This window comes from Psychrobacter sp. Sarcosine-02u-2 (genome assembly GCF_002836335.1).
Lineage (GTDB): Bacteria > Pseudomonadota > Gammaproteobacteria > Pseudomonadales > Moraxellaceae > Psychrobacter > Psychrobacter faecalis.
On record NZ_PJBX01000124.1, the window covers coordinates 25,326 to 43,495 of the forward strand.

Annotated in this window: 18 protein-coding genes; 5 read left to right on the top strand and 13 right to left on the bottom strand. The window is 44.5% G+C overall.

The features are described from left to right. Positions 1-112: 112 nt before the first annotated feature. From CXF58_RS03500 to CXF58_RS03515, 4 genes are all read right to left on the bottom strand, one after another. Entirely contained in the window at positions 113-490 is a 378-nt protein-coding gene (locus CXF58_RS03500; RefSeq protein ID WP_102076612.1) for a DsrE family protein, read from the bottom strand. A gap of 192 nt (positions 491-682) precedes the next feature. After that, positions 683-1,225 (bottom strand): acyl-CoA thioesterase, encoded by a 543-nt coding sequence (locus CXF58_RS03505; RefSeq protein ID WP_102076613.1) that lies wholly within the window; start codon positions 1,223-1,225, stop codon positions 683-685. A gap of 65 nt (positions 1,226-1,290) precedes the next feature. After that, on the bottom strand, positions 1,291-2,355 hold the full coding sequence (locus CXF58_RS03510) for a YheT family hydrolase (RefSeq protein WP_102076614.1): 1,065 nt from the start codon (positions 2,353-2,355) through the stop codon (positions 1,291-1,293). Between the two features lie 199 nt (positions 2,356-2,554). After that, the gene (locus CXF58_RS03515; RefSeq protein ID WP_102076615.1) at positions 2,555-3,151 is read right to left on the bottom strand and encodes a YigZ family protein; all 597 of its coding nucleotides are present in this window, start codon (positions 3,149-3,151) and stop codon (positions 2,555-2,557) included. Positions 3,152-3,348: 197 nt separating this feature from the next. On the opposite strand from CXF58_RS03515, the gene CXF58_RS03520 reads away from it, so the two are divergent. Next, on the top strand, positions 3,349-4,053 hold the full coding sequence (locus CXF58_RS03520) for a pseudouridine synthase (RefSeq protein WP_068405762.1): 705 nt from the start codon (positions 3,349-3,351) through the stop codon (positions 4,051-4,053). Between the two features lie 308 nt (positions 4,054-4,361). After that, the gene (locus CXF58_RS03525; protein WP_102076616.1) at positions 4,362-5,444 is read left to right on the top strand and encodes a disulfide isomerase DsbC N-terminal domain-containing protein; all 1,083 of its coding nucleotides are present in this window, start codon (positions 4,362-4,364) and stop codon (positions 5,442-5,444) included. 128 nt (positions 5,445-5,572) lie between these two features. Here CXF58_RS03525 and CXF58_RS03530 read toward each other — a convergent pair whose 3' ends face one another. Further along, complete coding sequence (locus CXF58_RS03530; protein WP_102076617.1) at positions 5,573-6,226, bottom strand: DUF2939 domain-containing protein; 654 nt, start codon at positions 6,224-6,226, stop codon at positions 5,573-5,575. A 419-nt stretch (positions 6,227-6,645) separates the two neighbouring features. On the opposite strand from CXF58_RS03530, the gene dnaJ reads away from it, so the two are divergent. The 3 genes from dnaJ (at position 6,646) to CXF58_RS03545 (ending at position 9,779) form a co-directional block, all read left to right on the top strand. After that, entirely contained in the window at positions 6,646-7,773 is a 1,128-nt protein-coding gene (gene dnaJ, locus CXF58_RS03535; protein WP_068408398.1) for a molecular chaperone DnaJ, read from the top strand. Positions 7,774-7,938: 165 nt separating this feature from the next. After that, positions 7,939-8,769: a 4-hydroxy-tetrahydrodipicolinate reductase gene (gene dapB, locus CXF58_RS03540; RefSeq protein WP_068408396.1), complete on the top strand. Its 831-nt coding sequence runs from the start codon at positions 7,939-7,941 to the stop codon at positions 8,767-8,769. Positions 8,770-8,849: 80 nt separating this feature from the next. Further along, complete coding sequence (locus tag CXF58_RS03545; protein WP_102076618.1) at positions 8,850-9,779, top strand: hypothetical protein; 930 nt, start codon at positions 8,850-8,852, stop codon at positions 9,777-9,779. Between the two features lie 94 nt (positions 9,780-9,873). Here CXF58_RS03545 and CXF58_RS03550 read toward each other — a convergent pair whose 3' ends face one another. The 8 genes from CXF58_RS03550 to CXF58_RS03585 all read right to left on the bottom strand — a co-directional run. Continuing rightward, positions 9,874-11,049 carry a type III PLP-dependent enzyme gene (locus CXF58_RS03550; protein ID WP_068408400.1) on the bottom strand — a complete coding sequence of 392 codons (1,176 nt, stop codon included), beginning with the start codon at positions 11,047-11,049 and terminating at the stop codon, positions 9,874-9,876. Positions 11,050-11,208: 159 nt separating this feature from the next. Then, complete coding sequence (def, locus tag CXF58_RS03555; protein WP_068408392.1) at positions 11,209-11,763, bottom strand: peptide deformylase; 555 nt, start codon at positions 11,761-11,763, stop codon at positions 11,209-11,211. Positions 11,764-11,982: 219 nt separating this feature from the next. Then, positions 11,983-12,237 carry a GlsB/YeaQ/YmgE family stress response membrane protein gene (locus CXF58_RS03560; RefSeq protein WP_068408390.1) on the bottom strand — a complete coding sequence of 85 codons (255 nt, stop codon included), beginning with the start codon at positions 12,235-12,237 and terminating at the stop codon, positions 11,983-11,985. A gap of 379 nt (positions 12,238-12,616) precedes the next feature. Then, a complete protein-coding gene (mpl, locus tag CXF58_RS03565) occupies positions 12,617-14,107 on the bottom strand; it encodes a UDP-N-acetylmuramate:L-alanyl-gamma-D-glutamyl-meso-diaminopimelate ligase (RefSeq protein ID WP_102076619.1) in 1,491 nt (496 codons plus the stop codon). A 196-nt stretch (positions 14,108-14,303) separates the two neighbouring features. After that, positions 14,304-14,936 (bottom strand): copper resistance protein NlpE N-terminal domain-containing protein, encoded by a 633-nt coding sequence (locus CXF58_RS03570; RefSeq protein WP_102076621.1) that lies wholly within the window; start codon positions 14,934-14,936, stop codon positions 14,304-14,306. 421 nt (positions 14,937-15,357) lie between these two features. Continuing rightward, positions 15,358-15,870 (bottom strand): disulfide bond formation protein B, encoded by a 513-nt coding sequence (locus CXF58_RS03575; RefSeq protein WP_068407305.1) that lies wholly within the window; start codon positions 15,868-15,870, stop codon positions 15,358-15,360. Between the two features lie 85 nt (positions 15,871-15,955). Next, entirely contained in the window at positions 15,956-17,530 is a 1,575-nt protein-coding gene (gshA, locus tag CXF58_RS03580; RefSeq protein WP_082894365.1) for a glutamate--cysteine ligase, read from the bottom strand. Positions 17,531-17,825: 295 nt separating this feature from the next. Then, on the bottom strand, positions 17,826-18,170 hold a 345-nt coding region (locus CXF58_RS03585), incomplete at its 5' end, for a hypothetical protein (protein ID WP_102076620.1).

Consider the following 18,170-nt stretch of genomic DNA (forward strand, 5'->3'; position numbering starts at 1 on the left):
TTCTAAGGTTAGTAATTAATAATCAAATAAAAAATAGGTCAGCTTCCAAACCATCAAAATGACGACTAGGAAACAAACCCATTTACTTAAACTTATTGTTTAGCTTAAACGCTTAATTCAATTGCAACGACCCTTTCGCATTCATCAGCAATTCAACCACGTCATCACCACTGATGACCGTAAAGCGATTATCAATGGCTGATTCTTCAACGCCATTATGTTTCATACAAGCGCCGCAGACCAATACTTGACCACCTTTTTCAATAAAGGCTTCGAGCAATTCGCCCGCTGGCTCAAATGGCGCGCCAATATTGACGTCATCCAAGGCGTTTGGTAATGCCAAATGCACCGCATCTACCATCAAAATCACGGAAGCAGAGTGCCCTTTCTTCAGGGCAATTCCTGCCATGGTAAAAGCTAAAGTGATTTTGCTTGGGTTTGAGTCACTATTATCAAATAGCGTGCCGACATATTCCGTATTATTAACCATATTGTTTTCCTTAGTAGACTGTTTCTTATTTAAACATTATTCAGTTGAGTAAAAAACCTCACTACCATCCTAACATTTAATATACTTATTTATATAATGTATTGTTAGCAAATAGTAGCTATACAGTACTTATAAGGTTACTTGGTTAAGAGGTGGTGCTTATGACTTACGAAAACCGTTGAGCTATTGGCCTTAAGCTTGCGGCGGCCACGGACGGTCGGCATCACTGATAATCCATTCTGCCACATAGCCGCTCGGCGGTAGCTCCCAATCTGCTTGATTTAGCGCCGCTAAGACACACGAGGTTTCGATTACTTTGCCGCCTTCGGTGACGCCGGTGCGTAGTAGGGCAGAGGAGCAAGGCTTGCCTTTGACCCACATCGACTGCTCGATATAGATCCAGCGCTCATCGAAGCCGACTATGCGTGTTTTCATGGTGACTTTATCGAAGGCGCGAATGCGTTTGCGATATTGGATGGTACTACCAGCGACCACTAAACCCCAACGCTGTTTTAAGAGCTGTGTTCCAAGTCCGCTCCGTACCGCAAAATCGGTACGCCCCATATCATAAAGCGTCAGCACGCGACCATTATTCATCTCCAAGAAATTATCAATGTCACTCAGACGACAGCGAAAGCTAATCTCGCTGGTATCTTTAAACGTTAAGGTATTGCCCTTTTTTACTTGTAGTGCGGCGCGAGCGATGGTACTGGCATAACGAATAAATGGATACATGGCGCAGTCTCAAAGAGTTAAAGGTTAAGTAAAAAAAGTAAAGTTTGGCAGAGTGGCAAATCTCATTATAAATGGTTAGACGCTACGCCAATAGACTCAAAATAAGCGCTGACCGTTTCAGGCAACCAATTGATATCAAATCTGGATTGTTTATAAAGATGCGTGGATTTGTCTTTATCGACGTTATAACGAATAAAGCCCACGTGTCCGCCATGCTCAGTTTCTAAAAGCGTGACAGTATCGGAGACATCGTTTGGCGTGGCGGTAAACCCAAGGAAAGGGTCGTCTTTAGCGCTGATTAATAATAAAGGTTTAGTCACTTTTATCAAATAAGGCAGCGCCGATGAGGCGTGATAATAATGGTTGTTAGAGCGGTAGCCGTGGCGCGGGGCAGTAAAGATATCATCAAAGTCACTGATACGATTGACCGCTTTGATGGAGTCAATCTCATCTTTGGTAATGTCATTCGCCAAGGCTTTTTTGATAATGGGATTCAGCAGATACGGGGTATAAATACGGTGACTCAAAAAGCTGTGCATACTAAGCGCCGCAGACGACATATCGACAGGCGCTGAAATCACCGCCGCACCGTCACAGAGCGCTTTGTCGCCATATTCGCCCATATATTTTGCCAGTGCATTACCGCCTAAGGACACGCCTACCGCATAGATATGGGCAAAGTTTTTGCGCAAGTTCTCAAGCATATGATGCAGCTCGCCGGTGTCACCGGCGTTATAAAAGACGCGACCGCTCGCAGGAATACCGCCGCAGCTACGAAAATGCGCGACGACAAAGTGCCATCCTTGCGCATGCATCTGATATGCCAACGCGCGCGCATAATGACTGTCGCTACTGCCTTCCATACCGTGAAATAGCACGATTAATGGCGTTTGCTCAAGTTCGCCATTTTCTGCTGAGTTTATATACTGGGCGTCTATAGGATGAGCATCATAAAAGTCATAAGCAATATCACTTTCATCCAAAGAGTCTTTTTCGACCACGCGGCGATAAGTCGGCGTTTTTGGGGCAAAAAACTTGGGTAAAATGCTTTGTAGATGTGGATTGCTTAGCCAAAACGGCGGTTTAAAAGGGGCAGGGGCAAAGGTTTTATGTGTTTTCGATGTTGGCATAAAGGTTTCTTATTTAGTGGTTATATGAATGATCGTTAAAATCGTCTTTAACAATCAATGCCTTATCATACCGACGGCGGTTGCCAAAACCAATGCTTTTCAGTGAACGCTCAGTGAACGAATGGTCACTCAAAGCAATTCATCTAGAACTACCACTCAGAAGAACTAAGAAAAATGGCTCTGCATACATACTTATCAATTATAGCGACTCTAAGACACGCCCATCCATCGCCAGCCGCTTTTTTAAACGATCGATATCTGCTTCAGCAAGCGTTACGGTCAAGGTCACTTGTTTACTATAAGTCACATCATCAATATGACCGCCCAAGTCCTCAACCACGTAGCGGCACTGTGCTTCGGTGGCAAACTCAGCGATTATTTGCACTTGCGCCATCGGCACGTAGGGTAGCAGAACCATTTCATCAACAGCCGCTTGCGCAGAACCTGCATAAGCGCGAGTTAGACCGCCTGCACCGAGTTTGATACCGCCAAAATAACGGACGACAATGATAATCACGTTGCCGATAGATTTATGCTGTAAGACATTTAATATCGGTCGTCCTGCGGTACCACTGGGCTCGCCATCATCGTCAAAACCTGCGCTGGTGGTGTTATCGGGGTCACCGATGATATACGCCCAGCAGTGATGACGCGCATCGGCATATTGCGCGCGTAAATATTCCACGTGAAACATCGCTTGTTCGCGCGAGGTCACAGGATAGGCGTAGGCAATAAACTCAGACTTTTTAATGTCTAAGCGCGCGCTGACCGCATGTTTTAGCGTTTGATAGCTCATATTTCATCAGGTCTAGGTTGGATATGGTAAACTTACTTAACTTTCACTGCCTGCCGTATTGGGCGCAGTGTTCATTTAATTTTTTATTATAGTACCACTTCTCACTGTTTAAGACAGCGGACAAGCGCGAGAGCCGTACTTGTATGGTTGGCTTTTAATACGAGGTTGGTAGTATAAAACGAATGGTAGTTAAGCGTATGCGTCTAGATAAATTTATAAGTAAAGCCACTGAGCTGTCGCGCAAAGAATCAAAGCGGATTTTGCACGCCGGTGAAGTGACGGTAAATGATGCGGTGGTCAAAGATCCAGGGCTGCATGTCGATATCGTCAACGATGAAGTACTATGGGCGGGCGAGCCATTGTCGGTTGCGACTGGTAATCGCTATATCTTGCTCCATAAACCCGAAGGTTTTGAATGCTCTTTAAAAGCCAAAGAATATCCTATCGTCACCGAGTTAATCGCGGTACCTGAGCTTGGCAGCTTGCGTATTGCAGGACGCCTCGATGTCGATACCACGGGCGCCCTACTTATCAGTGACGATGGCAGTTGGTTGCACCGCGTGACCAGCCCTAAACATGAGCATGCCAAAATATACGAGCTCACATTAGCAAGTCCCATGGACAGCGACGCGCAAGCCAATGCGGTCAAAGAAGTGGCTGAAGGTATCCTCTTAGAAGGCGACCACGAAGAAACCAAGCCTGCTACCCTTGAGTTTATTGATGAAACCCATGCACGCTTGACCTTGGAGCAGGGTAAATACCATCAAGTAAAACGTATGATGGGCTATTTTGGTAATCGAGTCACCGAGCTGCATCGCGCCAGCATTGGTCATATCACATTAGACGGTTTGGAGAAAGGCGACAGTCGTTTCTTAACGCCAGAAGAAGTGGCTAAATTCTAAAATTAGGCTCTGCTGCACCTTAAACAGTCATCAAAATTTTCTGCAAAAAAAGCAGCCATGAAAAAGTGCGCTGCTTTTTTAATGTCCACTGTTTACCGTTATATTCCCTGGCTACTGTCTGTGTTGCCTATCTCTTAAAGCTAAGTAGCAGTTTTGCAAAATTAAACCCTAATACCTTTGCAAAAACTGTCCTTGTGCTAAAGTCTGCCTATCTTTTTTTAATCTATATTTTTACATAATATAGTCAGCTTTATTAATAATGAGCATTTTTAAAGTATTGCTATTAAAAATCAATAGGACAGTCTTCTGTGAAATTCTCTCTGTTAAAATCCGCCAGCTTAATCAGTGTCATATTATTGACCACCACCGCTTGTGCGCAGCAAAGCGCCACTGACACTATCAAAAATAATGTCAACCAAGCGCCGCAGAATAGTGCGAGTATACAAAGTACGCAAGCGACTAGCAGTGTGAGCAAAGCTGTGGATAGTCAATTACGCCAACTGCTGAGCCAAGCCGGTATCAAAACGCAAATCACTTCTATTGTGCCCTCTAAATTACCCAATATGTATCAAGTGAATTTGGCAGGCCAGCCGCCGCTGCATATCACCAAAGAAGGCAAATATGTCATCCAAGGCGAGCTACAAAAAAATCCAAGCAAACGCGTCGTCACAAAAAAACCAGCGCGTAGCAGCAGCTTGCAAGTGGGCAAGCCCGTCAGTGCCAGCCTAAAATCTGACCTATTGGCAAATATGGGCGCGCTAAAAAACATGAGTGCCAAAACGCCGTTCTTTTATACTGCCGTGCCGGGAGTCATTTGGGGTGCGACTTTAGAAGGTGTGCCATTTCTATTATCAGACGATGGGCAATATATCACCGATGGTGAAATATCAGTGATTGAAAACGGTCAGTTTATCGGGCTTGATGGCAACTTTGAGCCCCTTAAAAACCAAGCGGTATTTGCAACCTTAGATCACAGCCAACTGATTACTTATCCTGCCACCAGCCCTGAGAAAGCGGTTATTTATGTCGCTAATGACGTCAATTGTCCTTATTGTCGCCGTCTCCATCAACAGCTACCCATGCTTAATGCTAAAGGCGTGACGGTAAAAACCATCGGTTATCCAATCTATGAAAAATCGCCTGAGCAGATGCGCGCTATCTGGTGTCAAGCTAGCGAAGACGGTCGTCGCCGCGCTTTTGATAAAGCAATGCTACAAGGTAAAATGACGCCTGCACCAGCCAATTGTAAAGCCGATTATGTAACGCCTAACCGTGAAAAATCAGCAGGACTTGCGGTCATGGCAACGCCCGCTATTTACCGCGAAGATGGCGTTCTTTATCAAGCAAGCTTTGAGAGCCCAGAGTTTTTAGAATTTTTGGGCGTAGATTAGTGGTTATAAATTTATGATATGACATTTTGAGTCAAACAGTTTATAAAAGACCGCTCGATAAACATAATTTATCGGGCGATTTTTTATTGCGCTTAGCCTTGATTTTAGTAAATATATTTTAGCAACAATTATTGCGGCAAAATGATATCGACGATTTTCCAATTGATCAAACCATCGCGCTGCATTTCAATAGTCAGCGGATAACCTTTCACCTGACCGCTAATGGTAAAGCAGTTGATACCACAATAGGCCAGTTTTGGCTTGTCGCTATCGGTACCTTGCGCCGCTTGTTGCTCTAGCTCGGCCGCTTGCTTTTGCATGATTTGCTGCATTTGGTTTTTGACTACGGCATCAACGTCGCCGCGCTGAATGATTAGATTTTGAATCAGGTTTTTTAAATCAACTTGATTACTAGCAATCGCCCATGCCGCGGCAAGCTCTTTGGTTGCGGTATTGGCTTGACCTTGGGTGTTAATAAGTTTTTCAATATTTTGCGCGGTAATAGCGCCATCGACCGCTTGGATAATAAAGCCGTTGGCCGCTTCGGTTAATGGCGCGCCGCCAAGTTCGGCAACCAATGGGTATTTGGTCATGGTCACTGCAAATTGGCTGGTCAGCTGATTTTGAATACTGGGTCGCACCTGCTCATAATCAATCGCCGCTGCGATCGTTGCACCATCTTTGGCGTCATAGGCATTTTTAAGCTGATAAGCGCTGTAATAAGGCGAACCGCCATAGATAGCGACGGCGATGATAATCAATAAAACAATCAGCTTTTTCATAAAAATACGACCTTAGCGCAAATCTAATGGTTAAAAAATTAAAAACAGTATTTATATATATCAATATCGCGCTAAATATTAGCACGGCTACGCCTTATAAAGGTATGGAAACCTTTGTGCAATTCTTAATAAATCCTTTTTTAGGGCATCTACAGCCTCATAATTTATAATTTAGACGCCTCAGTGCTTGATAAATCCTGCCATCATCTCCATAAATAGCGCAAACTTTTAATAATTGATTTGGCTAAGCAGCATCCCGCCGTATTCGCTCGTAAGATTCATAAGTTATCCTCTTTTTGTTACCTATTCCCCACGTTTCATGTGAAACCTGTAAGTAGGTGCGTGCAGTGCAAAGGAGAAGATTGATTCGGGTTGATGAATCGGCCGATCGGTGGACTGTAAAGACGATAGGAGAGCCCATGAGTAAGCGCGATTTTTATGAAGTATTAGGTGTCAGTAAGACCGCTGACAGCAAGGAAATTAAGCGAGCCTACCGCAAGCTGGCCATGAAATACCATCCAGACCGTAATTCTGAAGACCCTGATGCTGAAGACAAATTTAAAGAAGCGTCGATGGCTTATGAAGTATTGAGCGATGAAGAAAAGCGCTCAGCTTATGATCGCATGGGGCACGCGGCGTTTGAAAACGGCATGGGCGGTGGCGGTTTTGGCGGCGGTGGCAATTTCCAAGATATTTTTGGCGATATTTTTGGCAACTTTGGTGACATTTTTGGTCAATCACGCGGCGGCGGTGGCCGTTCGCGCCGCGGTTCAGACTTACGTTATGTCATTGAGCTAACCTTAGAAGAAGCGGTGCGCGGCTGTAAAAAAGAAATCAGCTTTACCGCGCCTGCGCCGTGCGATACTTGCGATGGTAAAGGCGCAAAAGACGCTTCTGACGTGGTCACTTGTCAGATGTGTCATGGTCAAGGCCAAGTGCGTATGCAGCAAGGCTTTTTTGCCGTGCAGCAGACGTGTCCGCAGTGTGGCGGCTCTGGTAAACAGATTAAAAACCCTTGCTCTGACTGTCATGGCAGCGGCGTAAAAGATAAATCGCGCACGCTTGAAGTGTCTATCCCAGCGGGCGTTGACGATGGTGACCGTGTCCGCCTAGCAGGTGAAGGCGAAGCGGGCGGCGCTGGCGTACAAAACGGTGATTTATACGTTGAAGTACGTGTGAAACCGCACGACGTCTTTAACCGTCAAGGCGCTGACCTCTATATGGACGTGCCAGTGAGCATTACTGATGCGGCACTCGGTAAAGAAGTCGAAATCCCAACCCTAGATGGCAAAGTCAAAATCAAGGTCGCCGAAGGGACGCAAAGTGGCAAATTGCTGCGTGTGCGCGGTAAAGGTGTGACGCCAGTACGTACGACGATGAAAGGCGATTTGATTTGTCGTGTGGTCATCGAGACGCCAGTAAATCTAACGCGCGAGCAAAAAGACTTGTTACGTCAATTCCAAGATACGCTTGATGGTGACAGCAAGCATCAGCAGTCTCCCCATAAAAAGTCTTTCTTTAAAAAGATTGGCGAATTATTTGATTGATAGCTAAGCCCTACTGTTTAAGTCATTTTAAGGCCTATTGTTTCACGTGAAACGATAGGCCTTTTTGGTGATGCTATAAAAAACTATTTAACCATTATATTTGCTAAACTTATCCTCATAAATTTAATAACCAATCTATCGAAAATAAAACATTTAGGACAAGATATGAGTCAACAAACAGAAGAGCAAACTATTAACGTTGGTGTCATCGGTGCTGGCGGACGTATGGGACGTATGTTAATTGAAGCCGTACAGGACAACCCACAAACCACGCTAAATGCCGCGATTGAACGTCAAGGCTCAAGCCTTGTCGGCGCCGATGCTGGCGAAGTTGCTGCTATCGGTCGTCTAAATGTACAAATTGTCGATGATTTAAAAGCCGTTATTAATGACATTGATGTGCTGATTGATTTTAGTTTGCCGGATGCGACCGAGCAAAATATGCAAATCTGCGCTGCGAACAAAGTTGCGATGGTGATTGGCACCACAGGTTTTAATGAGCAACAAGAGCAAGTATTAAAAGAAGCCAGTAAGCAAATCGCTATCGTCTATGCGGGTAATTATTCAACGGGCGTTAATTTGTCGTTAAAGCTGCTCGCTATGGCCGCAAAAGCCTTTGGCAATGATGCCGATGTAGAAGTTATCGAAGCCCATCATAAACACAAAATCGACGCCCCATCGGGCACGGCTTATATGATGGCAGAGGCGGTTGCAGAAGCGCGCGGACAGAACCTAAAAGACGTCGCCATTTATGGCCGCGAAGGGCAAACAGGCGAGCGCGAAGCTGGCAGTATTGGTATTCATGCGATACGCGGCGGTGAAATCATCGGTGATCATACCGTGATGTTTATCGCTGACGGTGAAGTGGTTGAAATTACCCATCGTGCCCGAGCGCGCATGACCTTTGCCGCTGGTGCAGTACGTGCGGCTACTTGGGTGATTAAGCAAGAAGTTGGACAATATAACATGCAGGATGTTTTAGGCTTAAATGACTAAACCTAAAGAATTAGGTTTCTCATTGATGGTTTGGTAGCGGTTACTTATTGATAAAGCAGAATGACTGCTAGGAGTCAGACATGAATAAGTTTAGCGAACATCTAATAACAAGTTTTGGCCGTACGTTGGCTATGATAAAAGCTACCAAAACCACAAGTTATACGCGTCCGATAGCATTTACGTTAGGCTTGACGGTATTGCCAATAGTCGTACAAGCGGCCGCTTATCAAACCTATGTCATTCATACCTATGGTGGCGAGCGCTTATTACCAGCGGTGCGTCAGCAGTTAAATGCCAGTCGCGACGGCGGCTCGGTGTCGACTTATCAAGATAAGCTCGTATTACATACCACGGCTGCTAATTATCAAAAAGTACAGCAGTTACTCAATCAGATTGACGGTCAACCGCAAGCATTGACCGTTGCTGTGCGTGTTGGAAATAGTAGCCAATCCCAAGGTAATATCCAGCAAGGTCGGGTTATTATTAGCAATCGCGGTCTTCAAGGTACTGGCGTAATAAACCAAAGTAATAGCCAACAACATGGTAATAATTTATATCAAGTACAAACCTTGTCTGGCAGTGCAGCAAGCATTAGCACCGGCACGCTTTACTCATTAAACCAAAGCTATATTGCCAATAGCTATCTAGCCTATCCAAATTATTCGAATGTTCATCGCTCTTCAGGGCAAATTATTATTCAGCAGCAAGTATTATTGCCGACGACGCAAGGGATTGCGGTGACACCAAGGCTACTACCAAACGGGCAGGTCGAAGTACAATTATCCCAAGTAGAAGAACAGCTCGTGCGCGCTAATCCTTCTTATAATAACTATGGTTATAATAATAGCGTGCAAGGGCAAAGATTGAATAGCACCATTGTCGTGCCACGCGGGCAGTGGGTCAATATTGGACAAATCTCACAAAACAATCAAAGTAAAAACTCAGGTTATGGCAGTAATAGGACGCTAAATAGCAGCAATAGCGTACCTATCTCATTATTGGTACAGTAGTTGATTATTAATATTGTCGCGAAGCAAAGATAACAAAGCGCGGCACTGCTTATTACAGTACCGCGCTTTGTTATTGATATTGATTGGTTAAAAACTAATCAATATAAACCACCTCTAATGGCGGAAAACCATTGAACTCAACCGACGAATACGAGTTGGTATAAGCACCAGTCGTTAACCAAAAGATTTTATCGCCAATCTCAAGCTCTTCTGGCAACTGATAACCCGCTTCCTCGTACATAATGTCGGTTGAGTCGCACGTTGGGCCTGCCAATACGACCGTGCCTTCGCTGGTTGAGTTTTCCATTTTTGGGGTATAAACGGGATACTTGATTGCTTCGCCTAAAGTCTCAATCAAGCCTTGGAATAAGCCCACATCGGTATATACCCAGCGGGTCAAATCCGTATCTGATTTACGCGAAATCAGCACTACATCGCTGACCAAGACACCCGAGCCGCCAACCAATGAACGACCAGGCTCAAGGATAATCTCTGGCATCTCATCTTCATTGTAATCATCAGTCAAATAACGGGTAATCTCTTCTGCATAGACTTTGACCGGATTGACTTCGCTGATATAGTTCGCCGGAAAGCCGCCGCCCAAATTAATCATTTGTAGCTTAATGCCTTCCTCATTTTTCATCCAGTCAAACATATATTTGACCTTGGCGAGCGCATCATCCCAAGCGGCGACGTCTTTTTGCTGGCTACCGACGTGGAACGAGATACCATACGGCACCAAGCCCAATTCGCGCGCTTGAATCAACAAGTCAATCGCCATATTTGGATGGCAACCGAATTTACGTGATAATGGCCATTCAGCGGTTTCAGAGCCTTGGACTAGGATACGCACAAATATTTTCGAACCAGGCGCGTGCTTAGCGATATTTTTTAAATCCGCTTCAGAATCGGTTGCGTACAAATCAATACCTTTTTCAAAGGCATATTTGACATGCTGCGCTTTTTTAATGGTGTTGCCATAAGAGATACGCGATGGCTCAACGCCGCAATCAAGCACCCGATCCAGCTCATAGATTGACGCACAGTCAAAGTTTGACCCAAGCTCAGCCAATAAGTTAATGACTTCAACCGCAGGGCTTGCCTTCATAGCATAATGAATTTTTGCCTTTGGAAAAAAACCAACCATTTCCGCATATTTTGTTTTAATGCGGCTTAAGTCGACCACCAAAAACGGGGTTTCGCGACCTTCGGCAGCTTTGGTAAATTTCTGCCAGCCGGCAGGGTCAAAATATTGGTCAATTTTGATCATGGTCATGGTGGGAAACCCTTAATGAAGACAGTGAATGTCGGAGAATAAAAATAGCAGAGAATTAAAACGTTAGAATATAAAAGCCAATCTTATCATCGTAAAGCCATCATTTTTAACGATAATGAGAGAACAACAAACGTGGCTTAAAATATAAATGTATTAAGAGTTGGTGGTTTGTGGCTGTTTATCCGCGATTTGCTCGCCCTGTTTTTCGCGTATTTTAAGGACTTTACGCACTTTATCACGCGCCCGCGTTTGTTTAAGACGCGATAAATAATCGACGAAGATAACGCCATTTAAATGATCCATTTCATGTTGGATACAGACAGCAAGTAAGCCTTCGACTTCTTCATCAATCTTATTGCCATTTTCATCCAAGGCCTCGATACGTACTTTGGTTGGACGTTCAACCTTATCGTAGACTTCAGGCACCGACAAACAGCCCTCTTCGTACGGCTGCTTTTCTTCTACCAATGGCGTGACTTTCGGGTTGATAAATACCCTTGGGCTGTCTTTGTCTTCCGATAAATCCATGACGATAAGCTGAATATGACGGTCGACTTGGCTTGCCGCCAATCCAATACCTTGCGCATCATACATCGTCTCAATCATATCGGCGATTAAGGTTTTGATTTCAGCCGTAACTTCCTTGACAGGCTTAGCAATCGTGCGTAAGCGCGGGTCGGGATAGCTTAAAATAGGGAGTAACGCCATAAGGCTCACCTCAACGATAAAGATAAAATAGGTCTGATATTATAAGATAAATGGGGGCAAAAGTAATGCATATCAATAGCCTGTTTTTTTTAGGTAATAACATAAGCAAAACTTATGACTCATAATTCAGATAGAAAATGCAGTCATTAAAAAAGGTCTTACGCTGGGTAAGACCTTTTTTATATACTCTAATTTAATACAAGTAATGGCTTGCGCTTGTTATACGCGGCGTTTATTCATAATCATCTCATAGATAAATAGTAAGATAATCGCACCGATTACTGAGAAGATAAGACCAGTAAAGCCACCATCAGCATTGATACCGATTAAACCTGCGACAAAACCACCAAGCATCGCACCGACGATACCCAATACGATGGTCATAATCCAACCCATCGGGTCGTTGCCCGGTTTAATAGCGCGTGCCAATAAACCTGCGACCAAACCTACGATAATCATCCAAATAAAGCTCATTGTTATTCTCCTAATATTTTTAATTTATGCGGTTATTTATAATCTGTTACTTATTTGATGAATTCATTGTAATCATTAGCCACTATAAAAAGTAACGACGAAATGTTATCTGTGTACGGGCTATGTGAGAAAAAAGCCATATTTGCTATCAAGCAGATGAAATAGGTAAACGGCAGGTTAAAACGGTAGTAAAGTCGCTAACGTGACAAAGCGTTGATTACTATAATGTGTAAATTATTCAAATAATTATATGAACTTATAAACGTTAGAAAAGTCATCTATAGAACGGCAGGTAACCATAAAAAAAGCATAGCTCGTTTAACGAACTATGCTTTTAGAAATAATCAGGCTTTAATACGCTTGCTATATAAGTGGAGATTTATTTATTGCGCAGCGCGGTCAGTAGACGCTGGTGAATACCTTCAAAGCCGCCATTCGACATAATGACAATCGCATCGCCCGCTTGAGCGTTATTAATAATATGCCCAATAATCGCCTCGGTACTAGACAATACTTGCTGGCTTGCGATATTGGGATTGTTAGCTTTGGCATTATCAATGACGTCTTTTAGACCCCATTCAAGTCCGGTTGGCTCATACCATAAAGTATGGTCGGCAAGGACGGCAGACTCAGCCAAGCTGTCTTGGTGAATACCCATTTTCATGGTGTTGCTGCGCGGCTCGATAATCGCCCAAATCCGTCTGTCTGCCAGTTTCTTTTTAGCGCCATCTAAGGTAGTGGTAATGGCGGTTGGATGATGGGCGAAATCATCAAATACCAAGATGTCGTTGACATCGCCAATCAGCTCCATACGACGTTTGATACCAGCAAAGGCGGATAATGCCGCGCACGCAGCTTTGATATCCACTCCAATGTTATAAGCGGCGGCAACCGCAACTAGCGCATTATTAACGTTATGAATGCCGCTCATCGACCAATCGACAATCGCGGTATGCTCATCGTTCCCTGCAAAGCTGACGCTAAATTGACCGCCATCAGCGCTGATAAGCTCGGCTTGCCAGTCGCTAGTGTGCTGTAAATTTTGCTCGTCTTTTTTATAATCAACTGACTGTTTATCAATAACGGCTGTCCGCCAAACTGGCGTCCAAACACCCTTTGCTAAAGTCTCTTCTAGACTGATGGTCGCCGCTGGCATGATGATTTTGCCCCTACTTGGAATCATACGCACCATATGGTGAAACTGGGTTTGGATAGCGTTTAGGTCAGCGAAAATATCGGCATGGTCAAATTCAAGATTGTTTAAAATAGCGGTACGCGGGCGATAATGGACGAACTTTGAGCGTTTATCAAAAAACGCTGAATCGTATTCATCGGCTTCAATAACGAAGTAGCCGATTTTTTCTCCACTGCCATCAGCGACTTTTTCAGCACCCAAGTAGCTGCTATGGGCAAAGACTTGTTGCAGGTGTTCATCGCTCGTATTAACCAAGGGCACGCCGCCAATCAAAAATCCTGTATCAATACCGGCATAATGTAATATCCACGCCAGCATGGTGGTCGTGGTGGTTTTACCATGCGTACCAGCCACAGCGATGACATGGCGCGATTGCAACACTTGCTCGGATAAGAACTGCGGCCCTGAGGTATAGCGCAGGCCGCTATCGAGCATATATTCGATGACATCCATGCCACGCTTCATAGCATTACCAACCACCACCAAATCAGGCGCTGGCTGCAAATGCTCGACCAAATGACCTTCGGCAATGGTCACGCCTGCATTTTCAAGTTGGGTGGACATCGGTGGATAAACATTGGCGTCTGAGCCTGTGACCGTATGCCCAAGGCTGCGCGCCAGTAACGCCAGCGAGCCCATAAAAGTACCACAAATACCAAGAATATGAATATGCATAGACGTTCCGTACACGCTTAAAAAAAGGAGATTGAGCTTGAATGTCAGCCAACAGGTAGTGGTGCAGCAGGCAGTTTAGTAGACAGCTCAATAATCAAAGCCTCATTGTAAAGTAAACACCATAAGATGACCAATAAAAAACGCCTAGTCAGTAGGCGTTGTGTGGACTCTCAATTTGGCTGAGGTAGGCAGTTATTTATTTACGAGAAAGGGTGTAGTCATCGTTAAGATTGGCATCAGCGTCCATCATAATCAAATGGTTGTCACTGATTTTATAGGTTTCGATGTTTTTTCTCTCATAAACGATGGTGATTTTATCGTCATCTTGGCGATAAACCCCTGATTCTAACAAAGGCGGAACGGTCGGCGCTGCATCATTAAAAACACTGGTTTTTAGCACAGAGCCATCAGCGAATAAATTTAAGGTAACCTCGATATTATCGCAAGAAGCACACGGTACCACACCGCCATAATCGCCCATCAAGGTGGCTTGTAAGCTGCTGTCGCTATTGGCGGCCGAAATCATCGGCGCGCGGCGACTGTTATCACTTGAGTTTGCCGCTGCTATCAGTGATTGGCCTTCTGCATTATCTGCCTCATCCACTGCATCGTCAGTCAGATTATTTTGAACATCAACATCCTGCAAGTCAGCAAGTGCGACACTATTGGTAGTCTGAGCACCTTGCGTCGTTGTGTTATTGGCAGTCGTAGAAGATGAGGCGCTATCACAGCTCGTGAGTAGCAAACAGAGCGGCAGCGCTAGCAAGGGGCGCGTACAGCGTCTCATAGCGGTAATTGCAGCGGAGGAATAGGGTAAGAGAGTAATCATAGCGTTACCAAAAAACATTTTTTAATAGTGGGTTTAAGCCTTGTCAGTAGGATAACTAATTAAAGTCTTGGTAAAAGTTAAAGAAATTGTGAGGGACAATCTTAGCGCCAACAGGCAGCGCTTGCGACCCTAACTTCGTTAAATTATGTGATAAACCTCATGGTTTTGATAGCAAAGCTCGCGCTGAGGTCTTGCAAACACTGGCTATATACATTTAAAGTGCAATTAAGACTACCGTTATTCCATTAGGGTAAATAAACACCTTGGATATATCAAAGTGTAAAAGTGACTAGAGCGTGTCGTTAATTAAACCCTATGGCTTTAACCGTGCTAAAAACGCCTGAAATATGAGCCAAAAAAATAACCGTCCATGCATTGTGCAGGACGGTTATTGGCTACTCATAAGGGTAGTAGAAGCAGGTTAGCGGGCAGGGCGCACGATACGCCATAAAATTAATACATGTACCAATATCAAAATGCTAAATAAAATCAAAGATTGCTCAGGGATACTCAAACCCATAAACGTCCACTCAATAGACGCGCATTCACCAGAGCCGGCAAATACTTCTTTTAATACTTGCTGCATCGGTAGGGTATCAAGCCAATAATCTAAGCCGGGCCCACAAGAAGGCACTTGGTCGGCGGGCAAATGCTGTAGCCATACGTGCCGACCGGCAACTGCTGCTGCCCAGCCAATCCCAGCCAAACTGCCAAGCCATAATAGTAAGCGGACGATTTTTGATTTTGGGTCAAATATAGCGGCAATCAAAGCAAAGCCGCCCATAACCATCAGACCGATGCGCTGAAAGATACATAGCGGACAAGGCGAAAATCCCATATAACGCTGTAAGAAAAATAGCGCAAAGCTCATACCGATCACGGCCATGATTACTAAAAATACTTGCAGATTACGGTAAGTGGTCAGCTGTCGCATGGGGCGAATACTCTTATAAAATGCTCATTGATATAGGATAAAACTAATAAAAAGTAGACTGTTAAAAGGTCAAATTAATCAACCATTAGCGATACTGTTGTAAAAATTCCATAAAATCTTCGGTTTCGGCGGCTTCAAGCTCTGCCTGCTGCAAGATAGATTTTTCGGCAAGTACTTCATATTTGGCTTGGGTGTTTGGGCTCAACGTCTGCTGTAATATCGACTCACGATGCTGCTGCGCCAAAGTAAAGCCAAGCTGCCATAAGCTGCCCAAACGTTTACTATCCGAGTTCACTTGTGCTGAGATGGTTGATTCAGAATGTCCCGCTTTACCTTGCATCAAGGCAACCGCTGTCCGATATTCATTACCACCATAATGCGCGTCAAGCAGCTCTGCCAATGGCTGCATACGGCTTAAGTGCATAAGCATCCAGCTTTCTAGGGTTTGTTCATCGCCATTATTAATGATTTGCAAGTTTTCGCGGCGACCTTCGTTGACCACGCGTTCTAAATTAACCGCCAACGCCTCTTCTTCTGCTGGCAGCAGCTCTGGCGAATCACTCAGCAAGCAGTACAACGCCATCACTTCTAAAAAGCAGGCGCTAGATAAACGAATGCCAATATCGCTATAAGGGTCGAGGTCGATAGCACGAAACTCAACGTAAGCGATACCGCGACGCTCAAGCGCTTCGGTTGGGCTCTCGCCACTCATCGCGATTTGTTTGGGGCGAATCGGACTATAGTATTCATTTTCTATTTGTAGAATATGGTCATTGATTTGTATCGGATTGCCGTCGGCATCATCTAAGCCAAGTTTCTCAAAGCTTGCATGCGGGGTCTGAATCGCACGGCGCAGTCCTTTGATATACTCGGGCAAATTATTATAACGAATATCGAGATGTTCTTGCACGCTGTTGGTATAGCCAAGCTTGCCCATACGTAGGCTGGTCGCCGTCGGTCTATAGTAGGTTGAGTCATTGAGCAGCTCAAGGTCATGCTCGATACCTGACACAAAGCACGGACAAACGCTAGGGCTTGCCCCCAATAAATACAGTACCAAACTGGTCAGACGTTTAAAGTTACGAATCAATCCCAGATACTTGTCATTTTTAAATTCGGTTAGGGTCAAATCTTGCGCGTTTGGCGTTTGCGCTTGCCACGCGGCAAATAAATCATCGCCAAACGATAGGTTATAGTGCAAGCCGGCAATCGTCTGCATACGGCGACCATAACGGATACCAAGTCCACTACGATAGAGGGTTTTTAGCTTACCCGTATTAGAGCTGCCATAGTCTGCTAGCGGAATATCTTCATCTTTTGATGACAGCATACACGGCATTGACAATGGCCACATCAGCTCGCCTTCAGGCATACCTTGATAAACCAATAAATGCAATTGGCGCAACATGGTTAGCGTTTCTTTTGGAGAGGTTTTTGGGTCAGTGATAAGTTCGAGCAGACTTTCAGAGTAATCGGTGGTGATAAATGGATGGGTGAGCTTGGAGCCAAGCTTGGCTGGATGCGGAGTTTGCGCCAAGTAGCCATCAGGTTTAACCCGCAGCCCTTCTTTTTCGATACCGCGCAGCATGCCGCTTAAATGCTTGCTATCAAACCAGTTTGGAATTTTAAAATCGACAAAGCTGCTCGCAAAATTACTCATAATAGTCATCTGTTGTTATTAGTTATGGTCGGTCGCCACACAATCGCTGTGCAACCGAAAAAACGGGTTATAGAATCACATCAGTTTAGCCCAAAGCCGCCCCAAAAACCACGTACAATTACAAATACAGTAAGCTTCACTGGCGCTCAAATAACGGTTGTTTGGTTTATAAAATTGGTTAAACAGCACAGCTATTAGTCAAATCTGCTACTCTAAATCAAACAGCTATAAAGCAAAAAAACATCTACTTATCAGGTAGATGCTTTAGATAACTCATTACTTAATATAAACAGGCTTACGAAAACTCTAATTCCGTCTCAAAACCTTTTAGAATATGACGCGCCATTGCAAGGTTTGATTTTTGACGGTCAAGTACAAGGTATAAAAATAAGCTGTCATTACGTACCAATGGACGTAGCAAATGATACTGCTTGCTCAAAGTGATAAGAATGTCTTCGATGTTCTCATCTAAATTTAGCGCTGCTGCTACTTTGCGCTTAGAGCGTAGTACTTCGGTGTTGCCAGCCGCTGCTAGCTCAAGGTCGATGCCAGAGCCAAGCGTGGCCATTGCAAGACCAGATTCGCTGTCTACTAGCGCGGCGGCGATAAAGCCGTCGATGTCATTTAGTGCGTCAAGTGA

What these genes read in the sequence shown, in the direction of transcription:
- CXF58_RS03510 (WP_102076614.1), bottom strand. Translation starts at nt 2,355, where the DNA reads ATGCCAACATCGAAAACACATAAAACCTTTGCCCCTGCCCCTTTTAAA.
- CXF58_RS03520 (WP_068405762.1), top strand. Translation starts at nt 3,349, where the DNA reads ATGCGTCTAGATAAATTTATAAGTAAAGCCACTGAGCTGTCGCGCAAA.
- CXF58_RS03575 (WP_068407305.1), bottom strand. Translation starts at nt 15,870, where the DNA reads ATGCGACAGCTGACCACTTACCGTAATCTGCAAGTATTTTTAGTAATC.
- CXF58_RS03570 (WP_102076621.1), bottom strand. Translation starts at nt 14,936, where the DNA reads ATGATTACTCTCTTACCCTATTCCTCCGCTGCAATTACCGCTATGAGA.
- CXF58_RS03550 (WP_068408400.1), bottom strand. Translation starts at nt 11,049, where the DNA reads ATGATCAAAATTGACCAATATTTTGACCCTGCCGGCTGGCAGAAATTT.
- CXF58_RS03560 (WP_068408390.1), bottom strand. Translation starts at nt 12,237, where the DNA reads ATGAGCTTTATTTGGATGATTATCGTAGGTTTGGTCGCAGGTTTATTG.
- def (WP_068408392.1), bottom strand. Translation starts at nt 11,763, where the DNA reads ATGGCGTTACTCCCTATTTTAAGCTATCCCGACCCGCGCTTACGCACG.
- CXF58_RS03505 (WP_102076613.1), bottom strand. Translation starts at nt 1,225, where the DNA reads ATGTATCCATTTATTCGTTATGCCAGTACCATCGCTCGCGCCGCACTA.
- CXF58_RS03515 (WP_102076615.1), bottom strand. Translation starts at nt 3,151, where the DNA reads ATGAGCTATCAAACGCTAAAACATGCGGTCAGCGCGCGCTTAGACATT.
- dapB (WP_068408396.1), top strand. Translation starts at nt 7,939, where the DNA reads ATGAGTCAACAAACAGAAGAGCAAACTATTAACGTTGGTGTCATCGGT.
- CXF58_RS03545 (WP_102076618.1), top strand. Translation starts at nt 8,850, where the DNA reads ATGAATAAGTTTAGCGAACATCTAATAACAAGTTTTGGCCGTACGTTG.
- CXF58_RS03530 (WP_102076617.1), bottom strand. Translation starts at nt 6,226, where the DNA reads ATGAAAAAGCTGATTGTTTTATTGATTATCATCGCCGTCGCTATCTAT.
- CXF58_RS03500 (WP_102076612.1), bottom strand. Translation starts at nt 490, where the DNA reads ATGGTTAATAATACGGAATATGTCGGCACGCTATTTGATAATAGTGAC.
- gshA (WP_082894365.1), bottom strand. Translation starts at nt 17,530, where the DNA reads ATGAGTAATTTTGCGAGCAGCTTTGTCGATTTTAAAATTCCAAACTGG.
- mpl (WP_102076619.1), bottom strand. Translation starts at nt 14,107, where the DNA reads ATGCATATTCATATTCTTGGTATTTGTGGTACTTTTATGGGCTCGCTG.
- dnaJ (WP_068408398.1), top strand. Translation starts at nt 6,646, where the DNA reads ATGAGTAAGCGCGATTTTTATGAAGTATTAGGTGTCAGTAAGACCGCT.